Origin of the sequence: Pedomonas sp., from assembly GCF_036515995.1 — a bacterium.
GTDB lineage: Bacteria > Pseudomonadota > Alphaproteobacteria > Sphingomonadales > Sphingomonadaceae > Pedomonas.
In genome coordinates this window covers 1-9,439 of sequence record NZ_DATBUP010000214.1, presented here as the reverse complement: position 1 = coordinate 9,439, position 9,439 = coordinate 1, and the positions used below count along the sequence as shown (strand labels likewise).

Sequence of the window (9,439 nt, the reverse complement as noted above, 5' to 3'; positions counted from 1 at the left end):
CCATCTTGCCCGCTGCGCGGGTTCCCACCATCCTGCCCGCCGCCTGAGCTTCCGGCCGTCAGACTGCCACGCCGGGTCAATGTGCTTCTCCTGCGGCGCTGACGCGGCCCGGCTTGAGCATCAGGGGCACGATCACCACCGCAAAGAACATGACGCCCAGCAGCGCCATGCAATCCGCATAGCTCAGCACCGTCACCTCGCGCTGGAACAGCAGGCCCAGCTGCTTCATCGCCGCCCCGGAGGGGTCGCTCAGCCCGGCGTCCATCATGCGCTGCTCCGTACCGCTCAACCAGGACTCCACCTCCGGCCGCCCGTAGCTGACGTGCTCCGCCAGCCGCGACCAGTGGAAGTTCTCTCGCCACTGCAGGATCGTGTTGATGCCCGCAAGGCCGAATGCGCCGCCCAGGTTCCGGCACAGGGTGTACAGCCCGCCCGCGTCCTTCACCCGGTCCAGCGGCAGGGTGCCGAACGCGATCGAGCTGATGGGAGACATGCACATCATGAGGCCGAAGCCCCGCATCATCTGCGGAATGAGCAGTTCATGGAAGTGCCACTCCGCCGTCAGGGTGTGGCTCATCCACGTGGCGTAGGCGAGCAGCAGCACGCCCATGGCCGAGACGATCCGCAGGTCCAGCTTCTTCTGGAGCTGCAAGGTCAAAGGCGCGGCCAGCACCATGCAGAAGCCGCTGACCGAGAGGATGTTGCCGATCTGCATGCTCGACAGGCCCGCCACTCGCCCCAGGAACAGCGGGTAGATGTAAACCAGCCCGAACAGGCCGACGCCGATCAGCGCGCCCAGAAGGGAGCCAACGGTGAAGTTGTAGTTGGCGAAGATGCGCAGGTTGACGATCGGCTCCTTCGAGCGGAGCGTGCGCGTGATGAACGCCACCCCGCAGACGATGGAGATCGCCGTCAGCCAGAAGATGTGTGAATCCTCGAACCACTGCTTCTTCGCGCCCTCCTCCAGCACATATTCCAGCGCGCCGAGGAAAACCGCCATCAGGCCGAGGCTGATCAGGTCGATGCGCTTCAGAAGGCCCGGATTGGGCTCGTCGATGCGCACGAACATCCAGACGCCGATGCTGACGATGATGCCGGGGATGACGTTGATCAGGAACAGCCAGTGCCAGCCGAAGGCGTCCGTGATCCAGCCGCCCAGCGTCGGACCGATGGTCGGCCCCATGGTGATGATCAGGCTGACGAACACCATGATCGTGCGCTGGCGCTGCCGCCCGAACACCATGATCATGCTGGAGTAGATGGACGGGATCATGCCGCCGCCCAGAAAGCCCTGCACCGCGCGATAAACGATCATCTCCGACATGGAGGTGGCGGTCGCGCACAGAATGCTGGCCAGCGTGAAGCCCGCCGCCGCAAGGCTGAACATCACCCGGGTCGAGAGCGCCCGCGCCAGATAGCCCGACAGCGGGATCATCACGATCTCCGCAATCAGGTACGAGCCCTGAATCCAGCTGGCTTCATCCGGGCTGGCCGCCAGGCCGGACTGGATGTCGCCGATGGAGGACGAGACGATCTGGATGTCCAGAATCGCCATGAACATGCCGAACACCATCAGGAAGAACCCGATGACGACCGACGTCGGCGGCCGCACCGTGTCGGACCCCGGCGTCCACTGTTGCCCATCCTGCTCGCCAGATACCTGCCCGCCCGAAATCTGGCCCGCCGGAATCTGGCCGGGACCTGACGCCGTAACGGCGTCACTCATGGCTTACGCCCACAACCGCAACGGCTGCGGGTTCGGCCCCGCCGGCAACTGCCGTGCCTGTCCCGGCTGCTGCCAGAGCCGCGCCTTCGGCCCGCTCGCCCTTGCCCTTGCGGGCCGGGGCCGGCGCGGCGGCCTTGCCGGTGTCGATCGTTGCCACCACCGACATGCCGGGAGCCAGCCGCACCCCTTCCGGCAGCGGACGCTCCAGCGCGATCTTGACCGGCATGCGCTGCACGATCTTGGTGAAGTTGCCCGTGGCGTTCTCCGGCGGCAGCAGGGAGAAGCGCGAACCGCTGGCCGGGGCGATGCTCTCCACCCGGCCGCGAAGCTCAACGCCCGGAAACGCATCGACCTCCAGAGTCGCCGGCTGGCCCACCTTCACGCGGGTCAGCTGGGTTTCCTTGTAGTTGGCCACCACGTACACGTCGCCCAGCGGCACCAGCGCCATCACCGTCGAGCCGGGGCGCACATACTGGCCCACTCGCGCCGAGCGGTTGCCGATCACGCCGTCACGCGGCGCGCGCACCTCGGTGTAGGACAGCGCCAGCCGCGCCTCCTCCACCTGCGCCTCGGCCTGGCGGATGTTGCCGCCAACCGCATCCACCTGCGCCCGCAGCACGTTCAGCTGCTGCGTGGTTGCGCCCAGCTTGGCCTGCTTTTCCGCAACGCTCGCCCGCGCCTGCGCGGCCGATGCCACCACAGATTCCAGCTTCTGCGTCGAGACCCACTTGGCCTCTGCCAGATTGGCGTAGCGCTGGCGATCCTTCTCGGCCCGCTCCGCATCGGCGCGCGCGCTTGCCAGTCCGGCCTGCGCTTCCTCGATGCTCAGCTGCTGGCCCTTCAGCGATTCCTGAATGGAGTGCGCCATGCCCAGCCGGGACGCCAGCAGCGCCTCCGCCTCGGCCAGCTTGGCCCGGTAGTCGCTGTCGTCCAGCTTCAGCAGCAGGTCGCCCTGCTTGACCGCCTGATTGTCCTGCACCGCAACCTTGGCGACATACCCCTCCACCTTCGGCGCGATGTGGACGATCTCGGCCTCCACATAGGCGTTGTCGGTGGACTGGTGATAGCGCCCGGTCAGGAACCACCACGTCCCGTAGCCCGCCACGCCAAGGGCAACCACGGCACACAGGGCCAGCATCAAACGTTTACGGGTGTTCTCACGCATCTTCTGATCATCCTTGGACAGCCACCGGGGCGGCAGCACGGCGCGCGCACGCAGCGCGGCAAGGCAGGAACCGCCCGGGTCGGCGCGCCCGGTATCATTCATGGACAGGCCTGTCCATATTTTATTTGTGGACAAGTTTGTCCATTAATTTGTCGCACGAAACCGTGCGGCAAATCACCCTGTCAAACTGCGTTGTTTTTAGCGGCAACGAACGGTGGCGCGGCGAACGCGGCCAGCCGCCACCAGTTCAATCGGCCGCGCTCAGTCGGCGGTGCCGTGGCCCTTGGCCATGTAGTCGGCGGACTGCATTTCCATCAGGCGCGAGACCGTCCGCTCGAACTCGAACGCGCCGTCGCCTTCCGTATAAAGCTCGTGCGGCAGCGCATCGGCCGCGCACAGCAGCTTCACCCGGTATTCGTAGAGCGCATCAATCAGCGTCACGAAGCGCTTGGCCTCGTTGCGGTTTTCCGGCCCCAGCCTCGGAATGCCCACGATGATGACCGTGTGATACCGCTGCGCGATGGCAAGATAGTCCGCCGCCCCCAGCGGGTTGGCGCACAGCCGCTTGAAGGAGAATACCGAGACGCCCTTCAGCGCCTTGGGCACGAAGATCTCGCGCCCCTGCACCGTCAGCGTCTCAGACGGCACCTTCTCCCGGTCTTCCACCGCATAGTCGGTCAGGCGGAAGAAGGCTTCGGAGAGCTTCTGCGTCGCCTCCGGCCCGTTCGGCACGTAATACACCGGCATGCCGCCCAGCCGGTCCAGCCGGTAGTCCGTCGGCCCGTTCAGCGTCTCCACGTCCAGAGTCGCCTCCAGCAGGTCGATGAACGGCAGGAAGAGCTGGCGGTTGAGGCCGTTCTTGTAGAGGTCGCGCGGCGGCCGGTTGGAGGTCGTCACCACCACCACATCATTGCCGAACAGCTCGGTGAACAGGCGGCCGAGGATCATGGCGTCGGCCACGTCCGTCACCTGCATCTCGTCGAAGCACAGCAGCCGCGCGTTCTCGGCAATCCTGGCGGCAATGGGCGGAATCGGGTCATCGCCCGCCTGCTTGCCGAAGCGGGCCCGCCGCCCGGCCTCGTCCAGCTGCCGGTATTCGTGAATCGCTTCATGCACTTCCAGCATGAACTCGTGGAAGTGCACGCGCCGCTTCGGGCTGATGGTCACGTTGTCGTGGAACAGGTCCATGAGCATGGACTTGCCCCGCCCCACCGAGCCCCACATGTACAGCCCGCGCGGCGGCTTGTTCGCGTCCTGCTTGCCGCCGCCGAACAGCCGCCGCAGCCAGGAGGTGGAGGCGGGCCTGGGCTCCCAGGCGGCCAGTTCCGTCGCCAGTTGATCCAATCGCCGCGCCGCGCGTTCCTGATCCGGATCAGGGCGCAGCTCGGAGCGGGTGATGAGGGTGTTATAGGCGTTCAGAACAGTCATGACCAAAGCCACATAGTGACAAGGCACACGCTTGAAAAGACGAACGGTTGAAAAGGCGGCACCAACCGAAGCTGAACCTTCGCCACTTTTCCCGACATCGTGCGTTCTAGCTGCTCACCGTGGGGCAACGGCAGAACTGGCGAACGCACGAAATGCTATTGGATACCAACACCCTGCTTGTCGCCACCGCATGCGCAAGCCTTTTCAGCGCGGCTCTGCTGATCGGCATTTACCGTATCAATCCCGGCGAATCCGCGATCGTCATGTGGGGTGTGGGCAACATCCTGTTCGGCATCGGCACCATCTTGTCCGCGCTGCATGATACAATCGGGCCGAACGTCTCCAGCGCTCTCGCCAATCTCACCCAGACGGTCGGCTTTGCCCTTCTGGCCACTGGCCTGATGCGCTTCCTGAAGCATGATACTCGGCCCCCGCTGGTCTTCGGCTTCCTCGCCCTGCAGTTCGCCGTCCACCTCTACTTCCTCTTTGCCATGCCGAGTCTGTGGATCCGCATGGTCAACACCTCCATCTTCATGGCGGTGATGGGGCTGTGGCCGCTGCTCATTCTCCGCAGGCCCAACTCGGGCGATGCGGATCACTCCGTCGCCATTCCCTTCCTGCGGCTGGGGTTCAGTCTTCAGGTCATCGCCTATCTGCTGTGGTTCGTCTATGCCATGCGCGTGCAGCCCGCCGGGCCCCAGATCAGCAGCCACGCCCCGCTCGCCAGCGCGGCCCTGCTCCAGATTCTCTGCACCATCGTCATTCTGAACATCAGCTTCGTGCTTCTGGTGATGGAGCGCATTCACCGCCTGCTCAGCCACCGCGCCGCCATCGATGATCTGACCGCCGTGTTCAACCGCCGCGCCTTCAACCAGATCGCCGAGGTGGAGCTGGCCCGCGCGGACCGCTCCCACATCTGGCCGGCCCTGCTGGTGCTGGACCTAGACCACTTCAAGTCGATCAACGACCGCTTCGGCCATGCCGCCGGAGACGAGGTACTGCGCCGCTTCGGCGCGCTCATCAAGTCCTGCACCCGGGCGGGCGACATCGTCGCCCGCATGGGCGGAGAGGAGTTCGCCGCTCTCCTGCCCTCCACCGACCTTGCCCGCGCCACCAGCGTTGCCGAGCGCATCCGCACCACGCTGGAGGAGGAAATCTTCATGGCGGACGGCAAGCGGTTCAGTGTCACCACCAGCATCGGCCTCACCATCATCCTGCCCCATGATACGCTGCACTGCGCCTTCGCCCGGGCCGATGCTGCGCTCTATGCCGCCAAGGACTCGGGCCGCAACCGTGTGATGACCAACACCGCGCCCCTGCCCGCCAACGAACCCACGGTGCCGACCGGCGCCATCCGGCCCGTGGCGTCTGCGGCACCGTCCCCTGCGTCGTCTATCGTGCCGTTCGATCCCGCCGCGCCCGCGCCGGACCCATCCTTGCGCGCGGCAGATCTTCGCTCCGCCGATCAGCTCGCCGCCGTGCCGCTGCGCCTGCCGCCCACCTCCAACGTCTCTTTCCTCTAGAGCAGCTTTCAAGCAGGATGAAACATCCTGCGGTTAAGAAAGTGCGACCAATAAATAACCTAGAGCCGCGATCTGATGCGATCAGATCGGAAAAGGCTCTAAGGTCTGCCTGACCGCCAGCCAGCGTTCAGCACCGACCAAAAGAAAAGGGCCGCACCCTGCGGCGCGGCCCTCCTCTCATAATCTGATCGTTCGCGCTGTTTACAGCTGACGCTCGATCATCATCTTCTTGATTTCTGCGATCGCCTTTGCCGGGTTCAGACCCTTCGGGCAGACGTTGGCGCAGTTCATGATGGTGTGGCAGCGATACAGGCGGAACGGATCCTCGAGGTGATCGAGGCGCTCGCCTGCCATCTCGTCGCGGCTGTCGGCCAGCCAGCGGTAGGCCTGCAGCAGGATCGCCGGGCCGAGGTACTTGTCGCCGTTCCACCAGTAGCTCGGGCACGAGGTCGAGCAGCAGGCGCACAGGATGCACTCGTAGAGGCCGTCCAGCTTCGCGCGCTCTTCCTTGCTCTGCAGGCGCTCGGCACCCGACGGGGTGGTCGACACGGCCTGCAGCCACGGCTTGATCGAGGCATACTGGGCGTAGAACGTCTTGAAGTCCGGCACCAGGTCCTTGATGACTTCCATGTGCGGCAGCGGCGTGATCTTCACCGTGCCCTTGCAGTCTTCAATGGCGGTGGTGCAGGCCAGACCGTTCTGACCGTCGATGTTCATCGAGCACGAACCGCACACGCCTTCGCGGCAGGACCGGCGGAAGGTCAGGGTCGGGTCGATCTCGTTCTTGATCTTGATGAGGGCGTCAAGGATCATCGGGCCGCATTCGGCCAGATCAACCTCGTAGGTGTCCATGCGCGGGTTCTGACCATCGTCCGGGTTCCAGCGATAGATGCTGAACTTCCGAACCTTGGTGGCGCCCTGCGGGGCCGGATAGGTCTTACCCTTGTTCACCTTCGAATTTGCTGGCAACGCAAACTCTGCCATGGCCGCGGTCCTCACTTATTATTTGTTCAACGGCCTTATAGCGCGCGCGCCGTGCGCTGCAACCTATCTGTAAACCGCAGTACCGATTGGCAGGCGGGATTCTCCGGCAGGTGGAGCATAAACCGGCCGAAATCCCCGCCCAGAGTCAGGCAAACCGCCACCAGACCGTGATTTTACACCGCGCCAAAGCGCGAAAACCACCGCAACGGCAGGCTGCCATGCCGAGTCTCTCGCGCGTTGCGAGATCCGAGACTACGCCTTGAACGCGGCAGTCGGCCCCGGTGCGGGCGTCGGCTGCGGCGTATCCGGCTGCGGCAGCGGCTCGGGTTCGTGCGTCGGCTGCGGCGTCGGAGACGGACTCGGGGTTTCCCGCGCAGGCTCCACTTCCGGATACGTCGGCGCATCGGGCGTGCCGCCCGGTGTCTGGCCGGGCTGGATTTCCGGCGGCGAGATCGGCTGGATTCCCGGCAGCGTGCCGGGCTGCGGATCGGTCGGAGCCGTCGGCTGGATTTCAGGCGAATGCTGGGGCTGGATCTCTGGCGAGCGCTGCGGTTGCTGGCTGACCATTCAGGCCTCCTTCCATACGGAACACAGTCTCACATATGGAGTGCTTTCAGCCTTCGGCCAGCGTGGCCGCACGCCGCCGAAACCCGCCGTCTACGACCATAAAACCGGACCAACAGGTCCGATCTACATTGTCCGGCAAGCCACAACTTGGTACTTTACCGATCCCGGAGGAAAGGTTGCCTCCTCTCCTCCGGGGGTTCGAGACTAGAACCGGACGACGAGTCTTACTCGTATCCGCTTCCACTCGAACCGAAAGAGCATCCTCATGCGATGCCTCCTCGGTAAAAGACCGGTAAGGACCATCCTTGCCGGTCTTTCGAGTTTAGAAGACCTCCGCAACGATCTGAAATCGTTTCACGCCTAACTCTTTGTAATTATAGTCGAATATCGCGCCTGAAACCGCAATCGTAGGCAGGCGTCTACGACCATAGACCTGCGCCCCTGGGGGATTATCACCATTGTCGGGCGAGTCACCGCTTGGTAATTTACCGGTCCCGGAAGAGAGGGCGGCTACCCTCCCCTCCGGGGGTTCGAGACTAGAACTGGATTACGAGTCTTACCCGTATCCGTTTCCACTCGAACCGAAAGAACATCTTCATGAGATGTCTCCGGTAAAATCGGCGGGGCCTATTCCCCGCCGATCTACCAACCCTAACGGGGCCACCCCCGCCGAAACAGATCGTTTCGCGACTAACTCATTGTAATTATGATCTAATATGGGATCGGGTGCATTAAGCCCGCAGCTATCCCCTCTCATCTGGCCCCGGCATTGAACCGGCTTGTTGCAACTGACTTGCAACTGTCAGACTACCTCCCCACACTGCAGGCATGAACACGAACACATCCACAGCATCCGTCGCCACAGCCCATGGCAGCCGTTATCTCCAGCAGCTGGCCAAGCACTGGAGCCACAAGTTCCCGGTCCAGTTCACGCCGGAGGAGGCCACCATCGAGCTTCCCCTTGGCCGCTGCGCCCTCACCGCCGCGCCGGACCAGCTCCACATCACCCTGACCGGCACGCCGGAGACCGACATGGCCCGCTTCCAGACCGTGGTGGCCGAGCACCTGCAACGCTTCGGCCACCGGGAAGAGCTCGCCTTCAACTGGCAGGATGCCTGAGCGCCTCCCCGCTCACCGCTCCCCGCCCTTCGCCTTTCCCCACTGGCGGGCGGCGGTGTAGCCAAGGTAGCCGGTGCCGAACAGCACGTAGAGCGGCTCGGGAATCGCCTGCAGGTAGCCGGTCATCCCCTCGGCAATCCGCCCCGCCACCTCCCGGTCCCACGCGCTCACCAGTCCCATGGGAATGGAAAACAGCAGCAGCACATACATCACGTAGAGAAAGCTCGGCCTTGCCCGGCTGGTCCACGGATCGCCCGCCTGCGCCTCGGCAATGATGGCGGACAACTGCGCCTTCATCTGCTCCAGCTCCTGCGAGCCCTCCAGCCGCAGCAACTCCAGCTTCGCCCGCTCCCGCGCCTCCGGATCCGGGATCACCTTGTCGATCACCCGCGCCAGCGGCCCCACAATCGCATCCATCACGCCCATTCTTCCCTCCCCTGCCTTCGTTTCTCATGCTTTTTCAGGGGGATCTTGATCCCCCTGCATCCGCCGATCCGCCTGACGTCCCCACCGCCACCCGAAACAATCTTGAATAATTTTAAGGAGCATCCGCTTCTGTCAGACGCGGCCCAATCAACTGGATGGGAGGTGCAGGAGGGTTAAGACCCTCCTGCAAGAAATCCTCAAACCCCCGCCGCCTGCGCCAGCCCCACCCGGTTCTTCAGCCAGCCGTACACGAAGCTTTCGTTGGCGCTGCGGGTCTCGGCGAGGGCGAGGTACCGCTCTCCCTTCAGGCAGCGCAGGGCGGTCAGCAACACCGCTTCGCCCTCCGGCCCGCGCACCTTAGTATGGCTTCATCCACCACATCAGGTGTTGTATCCAAACATACCAACACTTTGGTAACCTCATCATGATAATTTCCGACCAATAAACCTACATTATCAAAACCTTCCGCATAATTTAACGGAGCAATTTGTTCTAATGCTG

At 63.8% G+C, this 9,439-nt stretch carries 9 protein-coding genes and 1 pseudogene; 2 read left to right on the top strand and 8 right to left on the bottom strand.

All coding sequences use genetic code 11. The features are described 5' to 3' along the window. Positions 1-76: 76 nt before the first annotated feature. From VIG90_RS15730 to zapE, 3 genes are all read right to left on the bottom strand, one after another. Positions 77-1,726 (bottom strand): DHA2 family efflux MFS transporter permease subunit, encoded by a 1,650-nt coding sequence (locus VIG90_RS15730; RefSeq protein WP_331594466.1) that lies wholly within the window; start codon positions 1,724-1,726, stop codon positions 77-79. Continuing rightward, entirely contained in the window at positions 1,719-2,993 is a 1,275-nt protein-coding gene (locus VIG90_RS15725; RefSeq protein ID WP_331594465.1) for an HlyD family secretion protein, read from the bottom strand. Before VIG90_RS15725 ends, VIG90_RS15730 begins: the two co-directional genes overlap by 8 nt. A 159-nt stretch (positions 2,994-3,152) precedes the next feature. Then, on the bottom strand, positions 3,153-4,319 hold the full coding sequence (gene zapE / locus VIG90_RS15720) for a cell division protein ZapE (protein ID WP_331594464.1): 1,167 nt from the start codon (positions 4,317-4,319) through the stop codon (positions 3,153-3,155). A gap of 152 nt (positions 4,320-4,471) precedes the next feature. On the opposite strand from zapE, the gene VIG90_RS15715 reads away from it, so the two are divergent. After that, positions 4,472-5,842: a GGDEF domain-containing protein gene (locus tag VIG90_RS15715; protein ID WP_331594463.1), complete on the top strand. Its 1,371-nt coding sequence runs from the start codon at positions 4,472-4,474 to the stop codon at positions 5,840-5,842. Positions 5,843-6,043: 201 nt separating this feature from the next. On the opposite strand, the gene VIG90_RS15710 is transcribed toward VIG90_RS15715, so the two are convergent. After that, on the bottom strand, positions 6,044-6,826 hold the full coding sequence (locus VIG90_RS15710) for a succinate dehydrogenase iron-sulfur subunit (protein ID WP_331594462.1): 783 nt from the start codon (positions 6,824-6,826) through the stop codon (positions 6,044-6,046). A gap of 252 nt (positions 6,827-7,078) precedes the next feature. Continuing rightward, a complete protein-coding gene (locus VIG90_RS15705) occupies positions 7,079-7,393 on the bottom strand; it encodes a hypothetical protein (RefSeq protein WP_331594461.1) in 315 nt (104 codons plus the stop codon). An 828-nt stretch (positions 7,394-8,221) separates the two neighbouring features. On the opposite strand from VIG90_RS15705, the gene VIG90_RS15700 reads away from it, so the two are divergent. Next, positions 8,222-8,512 carry a DUF2218 domain-containing protein gene (locus tag VIG90_RS15700; RefSeq protein WP_331594460.1) on the top strand — a complete coding sequence of 97 codons (291 nt, stop codon included), beginning with the start codon at positions 8,222-8,224 and terminating at the stop codon, positions 8,510-8,512. A 12-nt stretch (positions 8,513-8,524) separates the two neighbouring features. Here the strand turns inward: VIG90_RS15700 and VIG90_RS15695 are convergent, their stop codons facing one another. From VIG90_RS15695 to VIG90_RS19910, 3 genes and pseudogenes are all read right to left on the bottom strand, one after another. Beyond that, complete coding sequence (locus VIG90_RS15695; protein ID WP_331594459.1) at positions 8,525-8,938, bottom strand: holin family protein; 414 nt, start codon at positions 8,936-8,938, stop codon at positions 8,525-8,527. 197 nt (positions 8,939-9,135) lie between these two features. Further along, positions 9,136-9,294, bottom strand: a pseudogene (locus tag VIG90_RS15690) (putative peptidoglycan-binding domain-containing protein); the annotation flags it as partial. Then, positions 9,261-9,425 (bottom strand): Nif3-like dinuclear metal center hexameric protein, encoded by a 165-nt coding sequence (locus VIG90_RS19910; RefSeq protein ID WP_414695512.1) that lies wholly within the window; start codon positions 9,423-9,425, stop codon positions 9,261-9,263. The gene VIG90_RS19910 and the pseudogene VIG90_RS15690, both read right to left, overlap by 34 nt. Between the last annotated feature and the right edge of the window lie 14 nt (positions 9,426-9,439).